Annotated in this window: 19 protein-coding genes; 10 read left to right on the forward strand and 9 right to left on the reverse strand. The window is 72.3% G+C overall.

Translation table 11 applies throughout. The features are described from left to right. Positions 1-189: 189 nt before the first annotated feature. Positions 190-990: an N-formylglutamate amidohydrolase gene (locus ACH4N1_RS08650; RefSeq protein ID WP_398095573.1), complete on the forward strand. Its 801-nt coding sequence runs from the start codon at positions 190-192 to the stop codon at positions 988-990. A gap of 357 nt (positions 991-1,347) precedes the next feature. On the opposite strand, the gene ACH4N1_RS08655 is transcribed toward ACH4N1_RS08650, so the two are convergent. The 3 genes from ACH4N1_RS08655 to ACH4N1_RS08665 all read right to left on the reverse strand — a co-directional run bounded on the left by ACH4N1_RS08655 (position 1,348) and on the right by ACH4N1_RS08665 (position 3,981). Continuing rightward, complete coding sequence (locus ACH4N1_RS08655; protein ID WP_398095574.1) at positions 1,348-2,199, reverse strand: ABC transporter permease; 852 nt, start codon at positions 2,197-2,199, stop codon at positions 1,348-1,350. Then, positions 2,196-3,167: an ABC transporter ATP-binding protein gene (locus tag ACH4N1_RS08660; RefSeq protein ID WP_398095575.1), complete on the reverse strand. Its 972-nt coding sequence runs from the start codon at positions 3,165-3,167 to the stop codon at positions 2,196-2,198. The genes ACH4N1_RS08655 and ACH4N1_RS08660 overlap by 4 nt, the downstream gene beginning before the upstream one ends. Positions 3,168-3,453: 286 nt before the next feature. Next, entirely contained in the window at positions 3,454-3,981 is a 528-nt protein-coding gene (locus ACH4N1_RS08665) for a DUF1648 domain-containing protein (protein WP_398095577.1), read from the reverse strand. Between the two features lie 394 nt (positions 3,982-4,375). Here ACH4N1_RS08665 and ACH4N1_RS08670 point away from each other — a divergent pair, with 394 nt between their 5' ends. From ACH4N1_RS08670 to ACH4N1_RS08705, 8 genes are all read left to right on the forward strand, one after another. Continuing rightward, positions 4,376-4,657: a GlsB/YeaQ/YmgE family stress response membrane protein gene (locus ACH4N1_RS08670; RefSeq protein ID WP_363088796.1), complete on the forward strand. Its 282-nt coding sequence runs from the start codon at positions 4,376-4,378 to the stop codon at positions 4,655-4,657. Positions 4,658-5,027: 370 nt separating this feature from the next. Beyond that, the gene (locus tag ACH4N1_RS08675; protein ID WP_398095578.1) at positions 5,028-5,849 is read left to right on the forward strand and encodes an SAM-dependent methyltransferase; all 822 of its coding nucleotides are present in this window, start codon (positions 5,028-5,030) and stop codon (positions 5,847-5,849) included. Between the two features lie 271 nt (positions 5,850-6,120). Next, positions 6,121-6,195 (forward strand): putative leader peptide, encoded by a 75-nt coding sequence (locus ACH4N1_RS08680; RefSeq protein WP_350328511.1) that lies wholly within the window; start codon positions 6,121-6,123, stop codon positions 6,193-6,195. 319 nt (positions 6,196-6,514) lie between these two features. After that, the gene (locus tag ACH4N1_RS08685) at positions 6,515-7,606 is read left to right on the forward strand and encodes an LLM class flavin-dependent oxidoreductase (protein WP_398095579.1); all 1,092 of its coding nucleotides are present in this window, start codon (positions 6,515-6,517) and stop codon (positions 7,604-7,606) included. Between the two features lie 68 nt (positions 7,607-7,674). Beyond that, positions 7,675-8,976, forward strand: a complete 1,302-nt coding sequence (locus ACH4N1_RS08690; protein ID WP_398095580.1) for an ABC transporter substrate-binding protein — start codon at positions 7,675-7,677, stop codon at positions 8,974-8,976. Further along, on the forward strand, positions 8,951-9,847 hold the full coding sequence (locus tag ACH4N1_RS08695) for a carbohydrate ABC transporter permease (RefSeq protein ID WP_398095581.1): 897 nt from the start codon (positions 8,951-8,953) through the stop codon (positions 9,845-9,847). Before ACH4N1_RS08690 ends, ACH4N1_RS08695 begins: the two co-directional genes overlap by 26 nt. Beyond that, positions 9,844-10,656 (forward strand): carbohydrate ABC transporter permease, encoded by an 813-nt coding sequence (locus tag ACH4N1_RS08700; RefSeq protein ID WP_398095582.1) that lies wholly within the window; start codon positions 9,844-9,846, stop codon positions 10,654-10,656. The genes ACH4N1_RS08695 and ACH4N1_RS08700 overlap by 4 nt, the downstream gene beginning before the upstream one ends. A gap of 232 nt (positions 10,657-10,888) precedes the next feature. Next, positions 10,889-11,974: a hypothetical protein gene (locus ACH4N1_RS08705; RefSeq protein ID WP_398095583.1), complete on the forward strand. Its 1,086-nt coding sequence runs from the start codon at positions 10,889-10,891 to the stop codon at positions 11,972-11,974. Positions 11,975-12,212: 238 nt separating this feature from the next. On the opposite strand, the gene ACH4N1_RS08710 is transcribed toward ACH4N1_RS08705, so the two are convergent. The 6 genes from ACH4N1_RS08710 to ACH4N1_RS08735 form a co-directional block, all read right to left on the reverse strand. Beyond that, entirely contained in the window at positions 12,213-13,571 is a 1,359-nt protein-coding gene (locus tag ACH4N1_RS08710; protein ID WP_398095584.1) for a GH1 family beta-glucosidase, read from the reverse strand. A gap of 29 nt (positions 13,572-13,600) precedes the next feature. Then, on the reverse strand, positions 13,601-14,440 hold the full coding sequence (locus ACH4N1_RS08715; RefSeq protein ID WP_398095963.1) for a carbohydrate ABC transporter permease: 840 nt from the start codon (positions 14,438-14,440) through the stop codon (positions 13,601-13,603). 34 nt (positions 14,441-14,474) lie between these two features. Beyond that, positions 14,475-15,473, reverse strand: coding sequence for a carbohydrate ABC transporter permease (locus ACH4N1_RS08720; RefSeq protein WP_398095965.1), 999 nt, complete (start codon positions 15,471-15,473; stop codon positions 14,475-14,477). A 5-nt stretch (positions 15,474-15,478) separates the two neighbouring features. After that, positions 15,479-16,798, reverse strand: a complete 1,320-nt coding sequence (locus ACH4N1_RS08725) for an ABC transporter substrate-binding protein (RefSeq protein WP_398095585.1) — start codon at positions 16,796-16,798, stop codon at positions 15,479-15,481. 396 nt (positions 16,799-17,194) lie between these two features. Then, positions 17,195-19,240 (reverse strand): elongation factor G, encoded by a 2,046-nt coding sequence (gene fusA, locus ACH4N1_RS08730; protein WP_398095587.1) that lies wholly within the window; start codon positions 19,238-19,240, stop codon positions 17,195-17,197. Positions 19,241-19,660: 420 nt separating this feature from the next. After that, complete coding sequence (locus ACH4N1_RS08735) at positions 19,661-20,347, reverse strand: DNA polymerase beta superfamily protein (protein ID WP_398095589.1); 687 nt, start codon at positions 20,345-20,347, stop codon at positions 19,661-19,663. 771 nt (positions 20,348-21,118) lie between these two features. Here ACH4N1_RS08735 and ACH4N1_RS08740 point away from each other — a divergent pair. Then, positions 21,119-21,979, forward strand: a complete 861-nt coding sequence (locus tag ACH4N1_RS08740) for a hypothetical protein (protein WP_398095966.1) — start codon at positions 21,119-21,121, stop codon at positions 21,977-21,979. The last annotated feature ends 115 nt before the right edge of the window (positions 21,980-22,094 follow it).

Here is a 22,094-nt window from a genome sequence, read left to right on the forward strand (position 1 = left end):
GCGAGCGGCGAGGGCCCGGACGACCCCCGGAAAAGTGAAAGCACCGGTTAACGAGTTGACAGGAAAGACGAATGTAAACGATCATCGAGGTGGCCGGGCGGCACGGTTCCCGTGTCCGGCCGACCAGGCGAGAGGCGCGCTTGCCTCCCGACGCGCGATCCACGACAACCAGCGGAGAAGGCACCACACATGAACGACACGTCGGCCTCCTACCAGCTCCTCCCCGGAGCCCCCGACTCCCCCGTGATCCTCCACGTCCCGCACTCCTCGCGGGCGATACCGGCGGCGGTGCGGCAGGACATCGTCCTCGACGACGCCGCGCTGGAGCGGGAGTTGGACCACATCACCGACTCGCACACGGCGGAGATCGCGGCGGCCGCCGCGGCGCGCTGCTCCACCGCGCCCTGGCGGTTCGTCAACCGGCTGTCCCGGCTGGTCGTCGACCCCGAACGGTTCCCGGACGAGCGGGAGGAGATGCTGTCGGTCGGCATGGGCGCGGTGTACACGCGGACCACGCACCGGGAGGAGCTGCGCCAGGCCGGGCACGACGGACGGCCGCTCGTGGAGGAGTACTTCGAGCCGTACGCCGCCGCCATGACCGACGCGGTGACGGAGCGGCTGGCGGCCGTGGGGCGGGCGGTGATCGTCGACGTGCACTCGTACCCGACCGCGCCCCTGCCGTACGAACTGCACGGCGACGGCCCGCGCCCGCCCGTCTGTCTGGGCAGCGACGGTTTCCACACCCCGGAGGGGCTGCGGCTGCGCGCCGAGCGGGCGTTCGCCGGCTTCGGCGGCACGGGGATCAACAGCCCGTTCGCCGGTACGTACGTCCCGCTGGCGTACTACGGGAAGGACCCGCGGGTCAGCGCCCTGATGATCGAGATCCGCCGGGACGTCTACATGACCGAGCCGGGCGGCCCGGCCGGCCCCGGACTGGACGCCCTCGCCGGCGCCCTCGCGGAGCTGGTCGACGCGGCGGGCGCGGCGTGATCGCGGCTGCCGGACTCTGAGCCGACCACCGGGAGCCCGAGCCCCGACGGGCTCCCGGGACACACCGAGGTGCATGTCCGCGGCGCGAGTTGACGGGCTCTCACCACAGATGTCCATCGGTGGCGGTCCGCAGCGCCCGTCCGTTGCGGCACGGGCCGCAACGGACGGCGCCGCGCAGTCACCGTGCCGCCCGGCACAGCCCTGACGACGAGCCGGGGTCACCGGGGCCCTCGCCTCGACGACGGCCCGCACAGGCATCACCGGCCTGCTGGGCCTCCACCGCACAACGGCCCGGTCTACCCGGACATGCCACCCAAGTTCGTGGGCGAGTGGCGGACGCACCGGATGACGGGAGTGCTAACCGACCCGCTGCATCGCCTTCCGGTGCCGTTCCGCCATCGTGGCCCCGGACTCCCGGCGGGCCATCCTGCGCAGGACGGACGGTGCGAGGAGCAGCCCGGCGACCGCCCAGGCGCCCAGCACGCCCACCGTCTCCAGGTACCGCCAGGACGCGCCGACCTCGGCGGCGACCGCCCCGGCCGGCAGCAGTGCGGCCCGCAGACCGAGGCCGAGCCAGTACACGGGGAAGACCTGCCCCACGATCTGCAGCCATTCGGGCAGCTTCGACAGCGGGAAGTAGATTCCGGAGACCGCGATCAGCCCCATCACCGGAAGCATCAGCAGGCCGACGGTGCGCGGGCTGTCGACGAGCGAGCCGATGACGGCGCCCATGGGCAGGGTCGCCAGGAGGCCCAGCGGCACCACCCACACCAGCGTCAGCAGCGCTCCGCCGCCCTGCCGGGCCACCCCGTCCACCAGGAACACGCCGACGACGAAGGGGAGCGCCATGGAGACGAGAGCCGTGCCCGACACCATGACGATCTTGCCGACCAGGAGGCCGACCATGCCGTGGGGCACGGCCTTGGCCCGTAGCAGCGTGCCGTCCTCGCGCTCGGTCGCGAGCAGCTGCGCCGTGGTCATCACCCCGGTGAAGGCGAGCGTCATGCCCACCATGCTCGGCAGCATGAACGCGCCCGCGGAGATGCCCGCGCCCTTCAGCGGATCGTCCCTGAGCAGGAACAGCGGCACCATGAGCAGGACCGTCCAGAGCACGTACCCGAACAGGTCCTGGCCGGAGGTGAAGGTCTGCCGGAGTTCCGTCCGGCCGCGCCGCACCCCCACCCTCGCCGCGTACCACACCGGACTCATCGCGGTCCCTCCCCGAAAGCGCGTGCCGCCCGCCCGCCGGGGCCGCTTTCCGTCTCCAGCTCCCGCACCATCGTCAGGTAGGTGTCCTCCAGGCTCGCCCGGCGCACCTCGAGACCGCCGATCGCCTCACCGTGCTCTTCGAACAGCCGGCGGACGAACCGGGTGGGTTCGGCCGTCGCCCGCTCGAAGGCCCGCCCGTCCTGCGTCCAGCGCACGGTGGCCTCCCCCGACACCTGCCGGGACAGCTCCTCGGCCGAGCCGTCGGCCACGATCCGGCCGCCGGCCAGGATGAGGATCCGGTCGGCGAGCTTCTCCGCCTCGGCGAGGTCGTGCGTGGTCAGCAGAACGGTGGTGTTCTCGTCCGCGAGCCCGCGCACCAGGCCGTGGAACTCGTTCCTGGCCTCCGGGTCCAGACCGGCGGTCGGCTCGTCCAGGAACAGCGTCTCGGGCTTGCCCACGATGCCGACGGCCACGTCGAGACGCCTGCGCTGGCCGCCCGACAGGGTGCCGACCCGCTTGTCGGCCTGCGCTGTCAGCCCCACCGCGGCGATGAGCTCGTCGGTGTCCCACGGCCGCCGGACGAGGGCGGTGGAGTACGGCGCGTAGTACGAACCGAGGTGGGCCAGCAGTTCCCGCACCCGCCACTTGCCGTGGTCGCGCCAGGACTGCAGCACGATGCCCAGGCGCGCACGCCACCGCTCGTCCCCGCGAGCCGGATCGGCGCCGAGGACGGTCACGTCACCGGCCGAGCGCATGCGAAAGCCTTCCAGGACCTCGATCGTGGTCGTCTTGCCCGCGCCGTTCGGGCCGAGCAGCACGAGGACCTCACCCCGCCGCGCCGTGAAGTCCACGCCCTTCAGCACCTCTTGGTCGCGGTAGCGCATCCGCAGGTCCCGTACGTCGATGACCGTGTCGCTCTCCGGCGGCGGACTGCTCCCCACCCCGGGCGAAGCGTGAGCGGGCGTCATCGGTGTTCCCCCGTCCGTCTCGTGATCCGTTCCCCGAGCACGGGGACCGGGGGCGTGCCGACGTCCGTGGTCATGGAACGCGTCACGGCTGTGGTCGCCGTTGCCCGTGGGCAGCAGCCGTTCACCTCTTCCCCGGACGAACACACTACCGAACGGCTCGGACCTCCCGTGCTGTTCCGCGGGCCCGGCGAACCCTCCCGCTCACAGCACCGGTTCACGCGCTCGGCCCGGCAGGCCGGTCCACCGGCACCTGACGCGCCGGGAGAAGGGCGGGTCCGCAGGAGTTTCAGCGCTTCCGGTCGCCCAGGGCCGCGGCGACCGTCACAGCGGTGCCGGCGAGAAGCGGCGTCGTCATCGCGGCGAACAGCCACCCGGGCACGTCCGGTTCGGGCGTGGAACGCCACAGCATTCCGCAGCCCGTGAGCAGGGTGAGGCCGATACACGTGTCGAACAGCAACAGGGCCCGGGCGATCCGGCGTGCCGACGCACGACTGCCGGGCCTGTTGAGCACGGACGAGGACAGCCCGGTGGCGAACGACGGCCTTTTCGTGTCCGGCAGTTCGTCGCGTGGTGTCATGCGCAGGGTCAGTTCGGCGCAGCCGGTCAGCAGCACCGTCATGCCCGTGTACACGAAGACCAGGACGAACGCGCTGCCGATCGACCGGTCCGTCCAGGCGTCCACTCCGTCGACACCGATGTGCTTCGGTATCCGCTCCGGCAGGTGGGAGTAGCGGATCGCGCCCCAGACGCCCATTGCGGCGAGGAGGACGGCGTTGGGGAGCAGCCAGAGCCGGACAGCGGAAGAAAGCACCATGGCACCGATCATCCGATGTGACGCGGGAACATCGGAACCGTTCGCGCATCCGCGTCGTGCGGGCCTGCCGCCCGCGAACGGCCCCGCGTCACGCCCGGCCCGGCGGTGGCCGGACCTCTCGTCCGCGTCCGTGACGGACCCTCAGGTCCGGTGCCGCCAACCGGGATCATCCGACCGACAGGGGGAAGAAGTCGTGCCGGGCCCGGAGGACCGGTGGCCTTCCCGTGGCCTTCCCGTGGCCTTCCCCTGGCCTTCCCGCCGGACGGTGAAGGGCATGAGGGAACAGTCCGGGACCCGGCCCGGCAGATGATCAGGTACACGGTGTTTGAAAGCGGCCCGACGGTAAACACGGTGCACTAACAGAAACTTTATACAACGAGGTAGGAGACGCGTCATGGGAATCATCGCTTGGATCCTCATCGGCCTGCTCGCGGGCTTCATCGCCAAGGCGCTGATGCCGGGCAAGGACCCCGGTGGCGCCATCATCACCATGCTCATCGGCATCGCGGGCGGCCTCCTCGGCGGCTGGCTCGGCAAGGTGATCTTCGGCGTCGACTCCATCGACGGCTTCTTCGACCTGTCCACCTGGATCGCCGCCATCGTCGGCTCCGTCATCCTCCTCGCCCTCTACCGCCTGGTCACCGGTAACCGCCACGCCCACCACCGCCACGCCTGATCCGACGCTCACAGCACACGGAACGGCTCCTCGCCCCCTGGGACGAGGAGCCGTTCTCTTTCCCACCCGACCGGCATCCGACCGGCGTCCGAACGGTCCCGTCGGCGGTGCCGCTCCCGGCGCTGCCGACGGGACCGTTCGGAACGGCATCCGCTCCGGCGGGCCGGGACCGGAGCACGGCGTGAGCACGGCGTGAGCACGGCGTGACCGCGGTTGCCGGACACTGATCCGGCCGCCGGGAGCCCGGGCCTCAGTGAGCTCCCCGGACATGCCAAAATGCTTGTTCGCAAAGCGAGTTGACGGACCCTCACCACGGGTGTCCGCCTCGGCGGTGAACAAGTCGAACGAGTTCAGGACGGAGTCAGGCCACATGTCCTCCCCCGGTAGCGGTGACCAGGGCGGTTCCCCCGCCCACGTGATCGACACGAGCAGGCCCCACCCGGCCCGGATGTACGACTACTTCCTCGGCGGGAAGGACAACTACGAGGTCGACCAGGAGGCCGCCGAGGAGTTCATGAAGGTGGCGCCCGAGGTGCGGGAGGGCGTCCGCGCCAACCGGCGTTTCCTGCGGCGCGCCGTCGAGCACGTGGTCGGCGAGGGCGGGATCCGGCAGATCCTCGACGTGGGCACGGGCCTGCCCACCGAGCCCAACGTCCATCAGATCGCGCGGGCCCTCGCACCCGAGACCCGCGTCGCCTACGTCGACAACGACCCCATCGTCAGCACGCACTCGATGGCGCTCCTCGACGAACCCGACACCTCGGTCGTCCTGGCCGACCTGCGTGATCCCCGGGGCGTCCTCGACCACCCCGAGGTGCGCGAACTCATCGACTTCGACCGGCCGGTGGCGCTGCTGCTGGTGGCCGTCGTGCACTTCATCGCCGAGGCGGAGGACCCGGACACCATCCTCGCCACCCTCCGCGACGCGCTCCCGGCCGGCTCCTACCTCGTCCTGTCGCACGCGACGGGCGACGTCCACGAGGACCGGCGGGAGGACGCCGCCGCCGTCTACCGCAAGGCCACCGCGTCCATGAACCTCCGCCCGCACGCCCGGATCCTGGACTTCTTCGGCGACTTCACCCTGATCGACCCCGGCCTGGTCCGCGTCACCGACTGGTGCCCGGAGGAGCCGCCGCGGCCCGACCTGCCGCCGATCGGCATCTACGGCGGAGTGGCCAGGAAGGACTCCTGACCCGGTCGGCCCGACGGTTTCCGCACTGACGGCCGTCACTGATGACCGGCGAGGTGGTGGGGCTCCGAGGCGGTGGGGCTCCGTGTCCGGTGCGCCTTGCCGCCTCTCCGCCCGCTCTCTTCTCCCTCTCCGTCGGGCCCCGTCCCCTCTCCCTCCCCGCCGGGCCCCATCTCCCCTCTCCCTCGGGCTCCATCCGCCCGAAGCCGCGCCGTTGTCCACTTCGTGGGACCGGCGTCTCGACACTGATGTGCGGTGTGTATAGTCCCGCCCCATGGAATCCGGCGTCGAGCTCGTCAAGCGCGCGCACATCGACCTGCTCAGGGTAGCCACGGCGCTCTGTAGCTGATTCCGCACGCCCCGCGGGCGGCGCACGCCCGTCAGGGGCCGCGCCCGTCAGGGTCTGCCTCCCCCCTCTCACGTGCTTCCGGCGTGTCCGGCGTGGTTCGACGCCGCATCGGCACCACGTCGTCGGCTCTCGGCCCCCGTCCCGCGGTACTCGGCCCTTGGTCCTCGGGGCTCGGGGCTCGGGGCTCGGTCCTCGGGGCTCGGTCCTCAGCCGTCGGTCCCACGTGACCACGGGGACTCCCCCTTCGTTCGCACCCTTCGCCCGGGCGCTCGCCTCCCGTGCCCGAACGCCGTGCCCCCCGGCACTCCTTGGAGATCTCATGACCGTGCGCCTGCACTGGTTCCTGCCCACCACGGGCGACGACCGTGACGTGGTGGGCGTGACCGCCCGCGACTCCCTCCAGTCCCGCACCACCGCCCGTCCGCCCACCCTCGACTACCTCGCCCAGGTGGCCCGTGCCGCCGAGTCCGCCGGGTTCGAGGCGGTGCTGACCCCGACCGGCAGCGACTGCGAGGACTCCTGGCTGACCACGGCCGCGCTGATCCCGCAGACCAGCCGGCTGAAGTTCCTGGTCGCCTTCCGGCCCGGCGTCATCGCGCCCCCGCTGGCCGCCCAGATGACCGCCACCTACCAACGGCTGTCCGGCGGGCGCCTGCTGCTCAACGTCGTCACCGGCTCCGACGCCGACGAGCAGCGCTCCTACGGCGACTTCCTCGCGCACGACGAGCGTTACGCCCGCACCGGCGAGTTCCTGCACCTGCTGCGCACCGCCTGGCGCGGGGAGGCGTACGACTTCGAGGGCGACCACTACCGGGTCGTGGGCGGACGGCTGCGCAGGCCGCCGCTGCCCCGGCCGCCGGTCTTCTTCGGCGGCTCCTCCGAGGCCGCGCTCCCGGTCGCCGCCCGGTACGCCGACACCTACCTCACCTGGGGCGAGCCCCCGGCGGCCGTCGCGCGGAAGATCGGCCGGGTGCGCGAACTGGCCGCCGCGGAAGGCCGCGAGCTGTCCTACGGCATCCGGCTGCACGTCATCAGCCGGGACACCGCGGCAGAGGCGTGGGCGGAGGCCGACCGCATCCTCGACGCCCTCGACCCGGTCGCGATCCGGGCCGCCCACGAGCGCTTCAGCCGCTCGGAGTCGGAGGGGCAGCGGGCGATGGCCGCGCTGAGCGGCGGTCGCACCGACCGGTTGGAGATCCACCCCAACCTGTGGGCCGGCTTCGGGCTGGTGCGCCCCGGCGCGGGCACCGCGCTCGTCGGCAGCCACGAGCAGGTCGCCGAGCGGATCGAGGAGTACGCCGCCCTCGGCATCGAGCACTTCGTCCTCTCCGGGCAGCCGCACCTGGAGGAGGCGATCCGGTTCGGCGAGTGCGTCCGGCCCCTGCTGACCCGGCAACTCATCCACATCTGAATCTTTTTGACACCTCACCACTTTTGACGCCCCCTCACTTCACCTCTGATCCTGACAAGGACTCCCCCATGCCCCGTTCCCTCGACAGAAGGTCCGCCCTGCGTCTGTTCGGCGCCGCGGGCCTCGGCCTGGGTCTCGCCGCCTGCGCCGGCCCCGGCGGCGGCTCCTCCGGTGCCGCGAGCAGCGCCTCCCCCTCCGGCCTCGCCACCTCCGGGGCCGTGAAGGGCACCGTCTCCTTCGCGCACTGGCGGGCCGAGGACAAGGCGGTGCTCGCCGGCCTGGTCAAGGCGTTCGTGAAGAAGCACCCGGACGCGGGCGTCGAGCAGGACATCGCCCCGTCCGCCGACTACCAGTCCACCGCCCTGCGCCGCATCCAGGGCTCCAGGACGGGTGACGTGTTCACCGCCTTCCGGGGAGCCCAGTTCCAGCAGATCGTCAAGGCGGGGGTGTACGCGCCGCTGACCGGCACCGGCGTCGTCGACGCGTACCAGCGAAACCTCATAGGCCCCGGCGCACAGGACGGCAAGCAGTACGGACTGCCCTACCAGCTCGTCTTCAACATGCCGCTCGCCAACACCGACGCCCTCGACAAGGCCGGCCACACCGCCGCGCCCGCGGACTGGGACGGCTTCCTGCAGCTCCTGGACGACCTGAAGGCCAAGGGGTACACGCCGCTGGCCTGGCCGGGCGGCGACTCCGCCAACGCGGGCCAGCTGCTGAACGTGATGGTGATGAACAACGCGCCGAGCGACGACGCGTTCGCCCGGATCGAGTCCGGCGCCCTGAAGGTCACCGACGACTGGTTCCTCGGCACGCTGGAGCAGTACGCCGCCCTGCGGCCCTACCTCCAGGAGCGGGCCACCGGGTCCGGCACCGACGCCGTCACCCGGCTGTTCGCCGAGGGCAAGGCCGGTCTGCTGGCCACCGGCTCCTTCCAGATGGCGGGCGTGCGCGCGCTCGGCGCGAAGTTCCCCTTCGACCTCGTCGCCCCCATCACCACCGCCGCCGGGAAGGCGAAGTACGAGGGCGTCTTCAACACCACCTTCATCCTCGGCGTCAACAGCGCCTCCACGGTGCAGCCCGCCGCCTACGCCTTCCTGGAGTTCCTCAGCGACCCCGAGAACGCCGGCACCTACGCCAACGGCACCGGTCAGCACGTCACCGTCGAGGGCGTCGAGTACACCAACGCCGACCTGAAGGCGGTCGCGCCCTGGCTGACCCGGAAGACGCTGCTCGCACCGCGCTTCCAGTTCCTGGACCTCGACATCCGCACGGCCGTCGAGAACGCGACCGTGGCGGTCGTCGGCGGCAAGAAGCCGGAGCAGGCCGCCGAGGAGGCGCAGCGTGTCATCGACCAGAAGCGGTCGTAGGCGGCGGCGCACGGCGCGGGCACTGTGGCTGTTCCCGGTGCCCGCCCTCGCCCTCTACCTGTTCTTCTTCGCCTACCCGGTCGTCCAGGGCGTGCAGTACGCGCTGACCGACTGGGACGGCTACAGCGCCGGCTACCACGACGTGGGCCTGCGCAACTTCACCGAACTCGCCGGTGGCGACGACATGTTCCGGAACGCGGCGGAGAACAACCTCAAGCTCACCCTCACCGTCGTCGTCACCCAGACCGCCCTGGCGCTGCTGCTGGCCCTCTGGCTGGTGCGCACCAGCCGCGCCTCGACGCTGCTGCGGGCCGTCTTCTTCCTGCCGACGGTCCTGTCGTCGGTGTCGGTCGCGTTCGTGTGGCGGTTCGTCTACGACCCCGACGGCGGCCTGCTCAACTCGGCGCTGCGGGCGGCCGGGCTGGACTCCCTCCAGTCGGTCTACCTCGGCAACCCGGACACGGCCGTGTTCTGGCTGGCGCTGACCCAGGTGTGGTTCCACGCGGGCCAGATGATGGTCGTCTTCATCGCGGGGCTCCAGGCGATACCGAGGGAGCTGTACGAGGCGGCGGAACTGGACGGCGCCGGCCGCCTCGCCAGGTTCCGGTACGTGACCTGGCCGTTGGTCGCCCCGGCCACCGCGATCGTCGTCGCGTACACCACCGTCCAGTCGTTCAAGGCGTTCGACCTCGTCCTCGGCCTGTCGGGCAATCCGCCGGGCCCCGCCCTCGACATCCTCTCCACCCGCATCTACACGACGTTCTCCAACAACCAGTTCGGCTACGCGGCCGCCCAGTCGGTGGTGTTCATGGCGCTCATCGCGCTGCTCACCTGGGTGCAGCGGCGGGCGACGGGAGGGGCGACCCGATGACCAGGACCGTACGCCCGATCGCGCTGGTGGCGGGCGCCGCCGTCGTCGTACTGCCGCTGCTGGTGGTGGTGTTCGGCACGTTCAAGACGCTGCCGCAGCTGTTCGACGCGCCGTTGGCCCCGCCGTCGTCGCCGACCCTGGACAACTACCGGCGGGCGGTGGGGGAGGGCGGTCTCGGTGCCGCGTTCGCCAACAGCGCCGTCGTCACGGCGGGCGCGGTGACGCTGACCCTGGTGGTGGCGAGCCTGGCCGCGTTCTTCTGCGCCCGGATTCCCGGCCGGGTGGGCTGGGCCGTCTTCGGCGTCCTGGTCGCTGGGCTCGCGGTGCCCGCGCAGGCGGCGATCGTCCCGCAGTACGTCCTCTTCGACCGTCTCGGGCTGACCGACAGCCTGCTCGGGCTGGTCCTCGTCGACGCGGTGACGACCCTGCCGACGGCCGTGTTCATCCTGGGCGGTTTCCTGCGCACGATCCCCGAGGAGCTGTACGAGGCCGCCGAACTCGACGGGGCCTCGCCGCTGCGGGCGTTCCGCTCGATCGCGCTGCCGCTGACCCGGCCGGCCCTCGCCACCACCGGCATCTTCCTGTTCGTGATGGACTGGAACGACCTGCTCTACCCCCTGCTGTTCATCCGCTCCCAGGAGCACCGCACCCTGCCGCTGGCGCTGCTCGACTTCCAGGGCGAGTTCCTCACGCAGTACCCCCTGCTGTTCGCGGGCGTCGTCATCGCCTCGGCCCCGGTGGTCGTCGTCTACGTCCTGCTGCAGCGCCACTTCGTGACGGGCCTGACGACGGGGGCGGTGCGGGGGTAGGGAGAAGGGGGGTCGGCACGGGAGTGCGGGGTCGTGACGTCGCGGGCGCGGGGGGCGCAGGGTTGCGGGGGTGCGGGGCCGTGACGTCGCAGGGTCGTGGGGCCGTGGGGTGTCGCTGCCTCTTCCTCCCGCGCCCTTTTGCCGCGAGCCCGCTCCCGTCACACTGGTGCCGCTCGGCACCGGTCCGGCCCATGTCCCGGACGGGGGAGGCGACTTGGGGGGAGCGGGTTTCGTGGTGGCACCAGACGATCCGTCCGACGACGAGGTGCGTGCGGCGCTCGCCGCGTCCCTGACGCGCGGCGGGGGCGGGCGCCCCGGTCCGCCGGCCGCGGATTTCCTCCTCACCCGCCTGCACCTCCTCGAAGGCACCGTCACCCGGTACGTCGAGCGCCGCACGGAGGAGACACGGCACCGGCCCGGCACCGTCGACCTCGCGGAACGGCCGGTCTACGACGTGCTGAGGGACTACAAGCTCGGCCCGCACGAGACGCCCCTCGACCAGCCGCTCGACCTGGTCAAACGCGGCACGCCGCACCTCAGGTCCTGCGACTGCGGCAACGGCCGGCGACGCTGTGCCGACTGCGACGGCACGAAGTACCACCCGTGCGAGCCGGCCCAGGTGTGCGCCGTGTGCCAGGGCGTCACCGCGTGCACGCAGCACCTCAAGCACGGCGGCCTGCCCGGCACCCCGCCCCGGCCGCCCAAGCAGGGCCGGGCCCACCGCCCCGACGAGCGGGTGACCTGCGAAGGCTGCCACACCCCCGACAGCGCGTGCCCCGGATGCCGGGGCTGGGGGAAGGTCACGTGCCAGGAGTGCCGGGCGAGCGGGCGCATCCCCTGCGAGCCGTGCGGGCGTAAGGGCACCGTCGAGTGCACCACCTGCAAGGGACACGGGAGCCTGACGTCCTGGACGGCGGGCCGGATCGAGTGGACCTCGCGGACCGAGAACGTGCCGCCCCCCGTCCCGCGGCCCCGGCGGGTGGCCTCGGAACTGGGCTCGGGCGGCTGGCACACCGACCGGCTCGACGCCGGCGATCCGCTTCCCGACGACCTCTCCCCCGACCACCGCGCGGCCCTCGAACCCCACCTGCGCCGGGCGAAGGCGGAGAAGGACCGTCGGGTCGTCCTCCGGCGGCTCACGGTCGTCAAGGCGACGCCGCCCGGCTCCGGCAACCTGGAGTTCTACGTCTTCCGTGGCACCGACGGACGACTCGGCGTCCTGCGGCGGCTGTCGGAGGAGGGCCGGTGGAAGGCCTCCCTCGCCGTGGCGGCGGTCGTCGCCATCGTCGTCCTCGTCCTGATCCTGGTCTCGTCCTGATCCTGGTCTCGTGATGACCTGGTCCCCTGACCTGATGGCCGGACGGCACTCCTGGGGGCGCCGCCGCGGGAGCAGGACCGGGCCAGGACGGCGGGAGGGCCGGGGCGGCGGGAGGGCCGGGGCGGCGGGAGGGCCGGGGCGGAGCGGCGGCCGTACGGCGGGGCGGGCGCGCCGACGGGGCGAACGCCCTTTCCCGCTCCGCGCACCCGCGTCCGGCACCCCGCGTCCGGCCCCCGGGTCAGGCCGCCTCCGCCACCCCCTCCCGGTGTCTGCGGATGATGTCCGCGTAGTGGCGTCCGGTGCCCTTGATGGTGCGCTCCTGGGTGCGGTAGTCGACGTGGACCAGCCCGAAGCGCTTGTCGTAGCCGTACGCCCACTCGAAGTTGTCCAGCAGCGACCAGGCGAAGTAGCCGGCCAGCGGGGCGCCCTTGCGGGCCGCGGAGGCGCAGGCCGCGAGGTGTCCGGAGAGGTACGCCCGGCGCTCGGGGTCGTCGACGGTGCCGTCGGGGCGGACGACGTCCGGGTAGGCGGAGCCGTTCTCCGTCACGTACAGGCGGCGGGCGCCGTACTCGTCGGTCAGGCGCAGCAGCAGTGCCTCGATGCCGCTCGGGTCGACCTCCCAGTCCATGCCGGTGCGCGGGACGCCCGGGCGGCGTACGGAACGGGCGTACGGGGCGGGGCCGTCGGGGTCGTCGGTGACGGTCGCCGGGAAGTAGTAGTTCAGGCCCAGCCAGTCGAGGGGTGCGGCGATCGTGTCCAGGTCGCCGCCGCGTTCCGGGAGTTCGACGCCGTAGACCTCGCGCATGTCGGCCGGGAAGCCGCGGCCGTGGACCGGGTCGAGCCACCAGCGGTTGGTGTGGCCGTCCACCCGGCGGGCGGCGGCGAGGTCCTCGGGACGGCCGGAGGCGGGGTGGACGGTGGAGAGGTTGTTGACGATGCCGACCTCGGCGCCGGGTGCCGCCGCCCGAATGGCCCGGACGGCGAGGCCGTGGCCGAGGAGCAGGTGGTAGGAGGCGCGGACGGCGGCCGTCAGGTCGGTCAGGCCGGGCGCCATCGTGCCTTCGAGGTGGCCGATCCACGCCGAGCACAGGGGTTCGTTGAGGGTGGTCCAGTGGGAGACCCGGTCGCCGAGCCGCCCGGCGACCGCCGACGCGTACGCGGCGAAGTGCTCGGCGGTGTCGCGCTCGGGCCAGCCGCCGCGGTCCTGGAGCGCCTGCGGCAGGTCCCAGTGGTAGAGGGTGACGGACGGGGTGATGCCGGCGGCCAGCAACGTGTCGATCAACCGGTCGTAGAACGCGAGACCCTTGGGGTTGACCGGGCCGTCGCCGCCCGGCATCACCCGCGGCCAGGCGATCGACATCCGGTAGGCGTTGGTGCCGAGCCGGCGCATCAGGTCGATGTCCTCGCGCCAGCGGTGGTAGTGGTCGCAGGCGATGTCGCCGTGGTCGCCGCCGGCGGTCTTCCCGGGGGTGTGCGAGAAGGTGTCCCAGATCGACGGCGAACGGCCGTCCTCCGCCACTGCTCCCTCGATCTGGTAGGCCGAGGTGGCCGTGCCCCACAGAAAGTCGTGCGGGAGTGCGGCGAGGTCGATGGTCACGGAAGTCCCTTCGGGATCACGGAGGTTGTTCACTTCACCGCTCCTGCCGTCAGGCCGGCGACGAGGTAGCGCTGCAGGAGGAGGAAGCCGGCCACCACGGGCACGCTGACGACCAGCGAGGCGGCCATGATCTGGTTCCAGTACACGTCGTTGAGGGTGGAGTAGCCCTGGAGTCCGACGGCGAGGGTGCGGGTGGTGTCGTTGGTCATGACGGAGGCGAACAGCACCTCGCCCCACGCCGTCATGAAGGCGTAGACGGCGACCGCGACGATGCCGGGGACCGCGGCCGGCACCACGACGCGGAACAGCGCCCCGAGCGGGCCGCAGCCGTCCACCAGCGCCGCCTCGTCGAGATCGCGCGGCACCGAGTCGAAGTAGCCGATCAGCATCCAGATGGAGAAGGGCAGGGAGAAGGTCAGGTACGTCAGGATCAGTCCGCCGCGCGAGCCGAACAGGGCGATGCCGGTGGCGTTGCCGATGTTGACGTAGAGCAGGAACAGCGGGAGGAGGAAGAGGATGCCGGGGAACATCTGCGTGGACAGGACGGTGACCGTGAACGCGCGCTTGCCGCGGAAGTCGTAGCGGCTCACCGCGTAGGCGCTGAACACCGCGATCACCACCGAGCAGACGGTCGCCGCGCCCGCCACGACCAGCGAGTTCACGAAGTAGCGGGCGAGCGGGACGGTCGACCAGATGTCGACGTACGGCCGGATCGTCAGGTCGCTCGGCAGCCAGCGGAACGTGCCCGAGACGTCCGCGAGCGGCTTCAGGGAGCTGGAGACCATCACGTACACCGGCAGCAGCACGAAGCCGGCGAGCAGGGTGAGGAAGACGCGCCGCGACCACAGGAACGAACGCGGCGGCGCCATGGGCGAGCGGGGCGCCGCCCGGTGGAGGTGGGTGTCAGGCACCGGCGGGCCTCCGTCCGCGTGAGGTGACGGCCAGGTACACGCCGGTCACGGCCAGCAGGAACAGCAGCAGCAGGACCGACATCGCGGAACCGGCGCCGAAGTTCCAGGTGACGAACGAGGCCTGGTAGATGTGGACCGAGACGAGGTCCGCCGCCTCCGGGGCGGCCTTGCCGAACAGGACGTAGGGCGTGTTGAAGTCGTTGAACGTCCACAGGAACAGCACCAGGACCAGGACCTGGTTCACGGCGCTCAGCGACGGCAGGGTGATCCGGCGGATCTGCTGCCACACCCCGGCGCCGTCCAGGGCGGCCGCCTCGTACAGCTCACGGGGGACGTTCTGCAGGCCGGCCATCACGATGAGGAAGGCGAACGGCCAGCCCTTCCACACCGACACGGTGAGCAGCGCGTAGAAGCTGTTGTCGCCGATCAGCCAGAAGGACGGCTTGTCGGTGAGGTGCAGCTGGTCGTGCAGGACGTGGTTCACCAGGCCGTTGTCGTGCTGGAACATGAACACCCAGGTGATGACGGCCGCGTAGACCGGCAGCGCGTAGGGCACCAGGAACAGCGCGCGCAGCAGTCCGCGGCCGCGGAAGGTGTCCTGCATGAAGATCGCCGCGGCCGTGCCGATCAGCCAGCACAGCCCCACCGACAGCAGGGTGAAGGCCACGGTGACCAGGAACGAGTGCAACAGGGCTTCGCCGACGGGGGCGTCGAAGTCGACGGACATCGCGTAGTTGTCGAGTCCGGCCCACGGGGCGGCGTCCCAGTCGCGGATGAAGAACTGGGTGAGTTCCTTGAAGCTCATCACGATGCCGATGGCCATCGGCACGAGGTGGACGAGGAGTTCGAGGATCAGGGCGGGCAGGAGGAGCAGGTAGGGCAGTCCGATCCGGCGGATCCGCCCGGGGCGGCGGGGGCCGTCCGCCGCGCCCGGGGAGTCCTTGCGCACGATGGTCTGCTCGGTGGCCTGCTCGTTGGCCGTGGTCGTCATCGTGCTCACTTCGTCGGCATCTGCTGCTGGGCCTTCTCCAGGCGGGCCTTGACCGACTCGGTGGTCACCGCCCGTCCGGCGGCCGCGTCGGCGAACAGCTCCTTCACGGCCGTACCGACCGCCGTCTCGAACTGCGACTCGTCGGCGACCTGCGGCAGCGCGGCGGCGCTCTTGGCGAGGGTGTCCTTCAGGACGGCGTTGGCCGGGGTGTTGAAGGCCGGGTCCTCCTGCGCCGCGGCGACCGGCGGGATCGAGCTGTAGGCCTTGTTGAGGATCTTCTGTTCCTCGTCGCCGGTCATGAACTTCACGAACTTCGTGGCGCCGTCGAGGTTGTCGGTGTTCTTGAAGACGGCCAGGTTGATGCCGGCGACCATCGAGTTGACCTGCGTGCCGGTGCCGGGTGTGCCCGACCGCACGGGCACGGGCGCGATGCCGTACTCGTCCTCGCCCATGCCCTGGGACGTGAGGTTGGCGGAGGCCGACTGCCAGAGCAGGAACGCCGTCCTGCCCTTGGCGAAGTCGCTGACGGACTGGTTCTGGGCGTACTCGGCGTTGCCCTGCGGGATGGCCTTGTCCTTCGCCATCAGGTCGACGTACTGCTTGACCGCGCCCACCGCGCCGTCGGAGGTGAAGTCGGGCTTGCCGTCGGAGGTGAAGAAGTCCGCGCCGTGCTGCTTGGCGAAGGTGAAGACGTGGTGGACGTTCTCGGAGACGTTCGCTCCCTCGGCGCCCAGGACCTGCTTGCCCTTCGCCCGGATCTTCTTCCCGTCGGCGACCAGCTGGTCCCAGGTCGCCGGGGGCCGGGAGATGCCCGCGTCGGCGAGGATCTGCTTGTTGTAGTAGAGCGCGTACGCCATCGAGTACAGCGGCACGGCGGCCGGGTCCTCGCCCCGCGCGCCGGTGGAGCCGAGCGCCGACGCCACGAACCGGTCCTTGCCGCCGATCCTGGCGAAGTTCGCGTCGTCCCAGGGCAGCAGCCCGCCGGTCGCCTGGAGCGAGGCCGACCAGGTGTTGCCGATGTTCAGGACGTCGGGGCCCTGCCCGGAGGTGGTGGCGGTGAGGATCCGGTTGAGCAGGTCGGACCAGGGCACGACCTCCAGCTTCACCTTGATCCCGGTCTCCTTCTCGAACTTGTCGAGCTCCGGCCGGAGGACCTTCTTGTCGATCTCCGTGCTGGCGCCCTGGTTGGACGCCCAGTACGTCAGTTCCTTCGGCGAGTCGTCGGACCCGCTCCCGTCCGTCGACGAACCGCCGCCGCAGGCCGTCACGGCCAGGGCGAGTGACATCACGACGGCGCCTGCGGCCGCGGCTCGGAGGGTACGCATGGGTCGGCTCCCGGGTCTCTCATCATGGCTTAATTTAGGACGTGAGTTAAACCTCGGACGCGAGCCGCGTCAAGAGTTTCGACGAGGGTTGTGCAACTCGGGTGCGGCGGGTGCCGCCGCCTTCGCGGGGCTCCCGCCGCCGCTCTTGTCGCGACTCGCGGCTCATGACTCGCGGCTCGTGACTCGCGGCTCATGACTCGCGGCTCACGGCTCACGGCTCGCGATTCGCGGCTCACGATTCGCGGCTCACGGCTCACGGCTCTGGTCGCCGCCCGGAGCGAGGCATGCGGGGCGGGGCCCGCGGTGCGGACGTCGCCGTCATCCGCGCCGCGGCCCCCGCCCGTACGCCCCGGAGGGGGCCTCCGGGGCGTATGGGTCCTACGGCGCCGGCTGGTCCTACGGCGCCGACACCGGTGCCGGCGTCGGGGCGTATCCCGTCGGCCGGGTCGTGAAGGTGCCGCGGCCCTGGGTGCGGCTGCGCAGCCGGGTCGCGTAGCCGAACAGTTCCGCGAGCGGCACGGTGGCGGTCACCACCGCCGCACCGCCGCGCACCTCGGAACCGGTCACCCGGCCGCGCCGGGCGGCGAGGTCGCCGAGGACCCCGCCCACGGCGTCGCCCGGCACAGTGACCGTGACCTCCACGACCGGTTCCAGCAGCACCATCGCGCAGGCCCGCAGGGCCTCACGGAGGCCGAGCCGGCCCGCCGTGCGGAAGGCCGTCTCGGAGGAGTCCTTCACGTGGGTCGACCCGTCGGTCAGCGTGACCCGCAGGCCGGTCACCGTGTGCCCGCCCAGGGGGCCCTCGGCGAGGGCGTCCCGGCAGCCGGCCTCGACGGCACGGACGTACTCCTGCGGCACCCGCCCGCCGACCACGGTGGACCGGAAGTCGAACCCGTCCTCCAGCGGCTCCACGTCGAGCACGACGTGCGCGAACTGACCGGCGCCGCCGTCCTGTTTGACGTGCCGGAAGACCAGTCGGGACACGCCGCGGCCGACCGTCTCCCGGTAGGTGACGCGCGGCCGGCCGACGTTGACCTCCAGGCCGTGGGCGAGGCGGATCTTCTCCACCGCGACCTCCAGGTGCAGCTCGCCCATGCCCGAGAGCACGGTCTGGCCGGTCTCGGCGTCGGTGCGCACCGTGAGCGACGGGTCCTCCTCGGCCAGCCGGGCGATCGCCGAGACCAGCCGGTCGGCGTCGGTGCCGCGCCGCGGTTCGACCGCGACGGAGACGACGGGATCGGCGACCCCGGGCGGTTCGAGGACCAGCGGGGCGTCCGGCGCGCACAGGGTCGAGCCCGCGCGGGCCGCCTTCAGCCCGATCACGGCCACGATGTCCCCGGCGACCGCCCGTTCCAGTGGGGCGTGCCGGTCGGCCTGGACCCGCAGGATGCGGCCGACGCGCTCGCTCCGGCCGGCGGTCGCGTCCCACAGCGCGTCTCCCTTCCCGATCGTCCCGGAGTACACCCGCAGGTAGGTGAGCCTGCCGGTGGGGGTGGCGTGGACCTTGAACACGAGGGCCGCCAACGGTGCGGCGGGGTCGGCCGGCCGTCGCTCGTCGACACCGTCGTGCACACCGCGTACCGCCGGCACGTCCAGTGGCGACGGCAGATAGGCGACCACGGCGTCGAGCAACGGCTCGATCCCGCGGTTGCGGTAGGCCGAGCCGCACAGCACGACCACTCCGTCACCGGTGCGGGTCAGGTCGCGCAGCGCCGTGACGAGCGTCCCGGCCGTCAGCGTCTCCCGGTCGCAGAACTCCTCCAGCGCGGCCGGATGCCGTTCCGCGACCGCCTCCTCCAGCAGTCGGCGGCGGCGCAGCGCCTCCTCCCGCAGTGCGTCGGGCACGGGTCCCTCCACGGCCGCCCCGCCGTCGTCGTCCCAGGTCAGCGCCCGCATCCGGAGCAGGTCGACGACGCCGGCGAAGGCGTCCTCGGCGCCGATCGGCAACTGGACGACGAGCGGGACGGGATGCAGCCGTTCCCGGATCGACGCCACTGCCGCGTCGAGGTCGGCGCCCGCCCGGTCCAGCTTGTTGACGAACGCGATCCTCGGCACGCCGTGCCGGTCGGCCTGCCGCCACACGGACTCGCTCTGCGGCTCCACCCCCGCGACGGCGTCGAACACCGCGACCGCCCCGTCCAGCACCCGCAGCGAGCGCTCCACCTCGTCGGCGAAGTCGACGTGTCCCGGGGTGTCGATCAGGTTGACGCGGTGGCCGTCCCAGTCGCAGCTGACGGCCGCGGCGAAGATGGTGATCCCGCGGTCGCGCTCCTGAGGGTCGAAGTCGGTGACGGTGGTGCCGTCGTGGACCTCACCGCGCTTGTGCGTGGTACCGGTGGCGAAGAGGATCCGCTCCGTGACGGTGGTCTTGCCCGCGTCGACGTGGGCGAGGATGCCCAGATTGCGTACGGCGGCGAGGTGACGGTCGAGGTTGTTGCGCACGGCCCATGGCCTTTCGAGGTGTGTCTCGTGAAAGGGGCGGCGCGATTGCTGACGGGACGCCAGTCGACGTGACGACGGAGCCGCCACCCCGAGGCAGGGTGCGCCAAGGGGTGGCTCCGTAGCGGTGACTGACGTGGCGTCAGACCATCCGGTGCCGGCCGCGCCGCGGGCACCGGACGGACAAGGACACGAGGATCACCTCGTAGCGGGAACGGGGAGCCGCGGCGGCGTGGTCACTCATGGCCGGGCTCCCCTCGTTCGTCGCGGTGCGGCGCGGCCCTGTTCGTGGGCGGCGCTCGATGGAGCGAGTGTAGGGAGGAAGGGTCCGGCGGGGCACGCGCTTTTCCCGGACCCCCGGGAGACCTCGGTCGAACCGGGCGGCCAGGACGAGCGATCAGGCCGAGCGGTCAGGACGGGCGGTCAGGACGGGTAGAAGTGCCGCCGTACCTTCCTCAGCCACGCGTCGGCGGCCCTCTCGTCGGGGTGTTCGGGCAGCACACTGCGGGCTTCGTCGAACGCCGCCTCGTACCGGCGCAGCAGCGGAAGGGCGGCATCGGGATCGGCCGCCACCTGTTCGCCGAAGCGGTGGAAGCTCTCCGGGTCGTCGACGCGGATGCTCAACGTGCCCGTGGTGTACAGCTCGTAGCCCTGCCCGCACAGCCTCTTGAGGTGCCGGGCGTGCTTGGCGGTCCGCTTGCGCGTGTCGGCGGAGAACGAGCCGTCGCCGCGGCCGAGCAGCCTGCGGAACTGCTGGGTGGCGTAACCGAGGTAGGCGTCCCGGACGCGCCGGGCGCTCAGGAAGGTCGTACGGATGCCGACGAGTTCGTCGCCGAGCGGGGTGCGCACCTCGTACAACTCGTCCGGCAGCCAGACGAGTTCCGTGACGGTGGGATTGCCGCCGAGCGCGAGCCGGCACCACTTGGCGGCCTCGTGCAGGGTCCGGTCGGGTGCCGTGCTGACGTGGGACTCCTTCGGCGGGTGCAGGCCGTGCAGCTCCTCGGTGGGCGCCGCGAACAGGCCGAGCCGGTCCACGTCGGACCCGGCGTGCGCGAGCCCGTAGGCGGTCGAGCCGACCACGCCGGACAGCAGGATGTTCTGGACGGTCACGGACTCCCCCGGTGGTGATCGGCCGACACCGCGAGAAGGTGGCGGAAGTCGTCATGATGCCCCGGCGACCGGCCCCACCACCTCGCATTTTCCGGCCCGCCCCCGTCGCCCGGGACCCGCCGCGGGCCTGTTCGGCCACCGGGTCACCGGACTGCCGGGCCGGGGCCGGAGGGCCACCGGGCCACTGGACCGAGGCAGGACGGCCTCAGGGTCGCCGGCCGGCAGCGCGGCTCGGTCGCGTCACGGCCCGGTCGCGCCATGGCCCGGTCGCGCGGCCGGGCGGCGCCTCGCCCACCCACACTGCCCCGCCCTCCCACGCTGTCGTGCCCACCCAGGCTGTCGTGCCCGCGCGCACCGCCCCGCCCCACCGCCCGACCGCCGCACCCCCTCGCCTCCACCGCCCCACCGCCGCGTCCTCACCTCCCTCCCGCACCCGGCGTAACCCTCACCCGTATGGCTCCCTGCGTTGGTCGAGCGGCCGGGCCGGTGGTGCGGTGGAGGCGAGGGGGGCCGCCCGGGCACACCTGCGCCGGGAACACGTCCCGTCCTCACCCGCCCCGTCCCGGCCGTCCCCGCCCGTCCCGTCCCGACCGCCCTCAGGAGGCAAACGTGATCACCCCTCGCCCGACCGGCCGCCCGTCCCGACCGGCGCGGAACGCCGCCGCTCCGGACCCGGCCCTGCCGCGTACGGCCCCGCCCGCCGCGGCGGCACCCCGCACGGCGGGCCGTCGGGCCCGCGCGGCCCGCCCGGTCCGTGTCCTGGCCGCCGCGATGGCCACCGGGACGCTGCTCGCCACGGCGGCCTGTGCCGGCGGGGACGACAACACGTCGGCCGAGTCGGAGACCGCCGCCGCCACCGTCGCCGAGCGGCCCCTCGCCGCGCGGACCACCACCCCGTCCCCGTCCACCACCCCGTCCCCGTCCGCCCCCTCGTCGTCGGCCGCCGGCAAGTCGGCCAGTGCCACCCCGTCGCCCACCGCCACCCTCTCGGAGACCGGCGCCCGGAACGCGCTGATCACCGCGGCGGACATCGAGGACGACTGGGTCCAGGTGAAGAACCCGCAGGGCTGGAGCGACAAGCTGCTCATCGGGCAGGTGGACGCGGCCCAGTTCGTCACCGGCAAGACCGACGCGGCCGACTGCCAGCGCCTGGTCGACGCGCTCTACGACGACACCCTGCTCGGCAGCCCGTCCGGGGCGTCGGCGCTGAACGGCTTCCAGGAGGGCGACTCCCGGCTGCTCTACCAGGTCGCCGCCTACCAGAAGGACACGCTCGACAAGTCGATGGACTGGCTGGGGAAGCTGCCCGACACGTGCGACCAGTTCACCCTGACCGGCGGCGACAGCGGCGACCGTACCGTGCAGGTCGTGGAGGCCTCGCTGCCCAAGGAGGGCGACGCCAGGCAGGGCCTCACCGTGACGGTGAAGGGCACCTCGAACGGCGACCCCGTGACGCTCACCCTCGACGTCGCCGTCGTCCGGGTCGGCGACGACGCCATCACGGTCACCAACGGCGGGCTCGACGGCGCCGACGAGGACACCACCAAGGCCGCCGTGGAGCAGGGCACCAAGCGCCTCAAGGAGGTCCTGGCGGGCCGTACGCCGACCCCGACGCCGAGCATGCTCGACTGATCCCCGACAGAACCCGACCCCCGACCCCCGAACCCGGCCGTCACCCCGCGCAGCAGCAGTCCCTGCCCCGCCGCGCTCACGCTGCCCGTGCGGGGCGGGCGGCCGGACCGCCGCC

The organism is Streptomyces sp. NPDC017202 (assembly GCF_044331705.1).
In the GTDB taxonomy this organism is placed as follows: Bacteria; Actinomycetota; Actinomycetes; order Streptomycetales; family Streptomycetaceae; genus Streptomyces.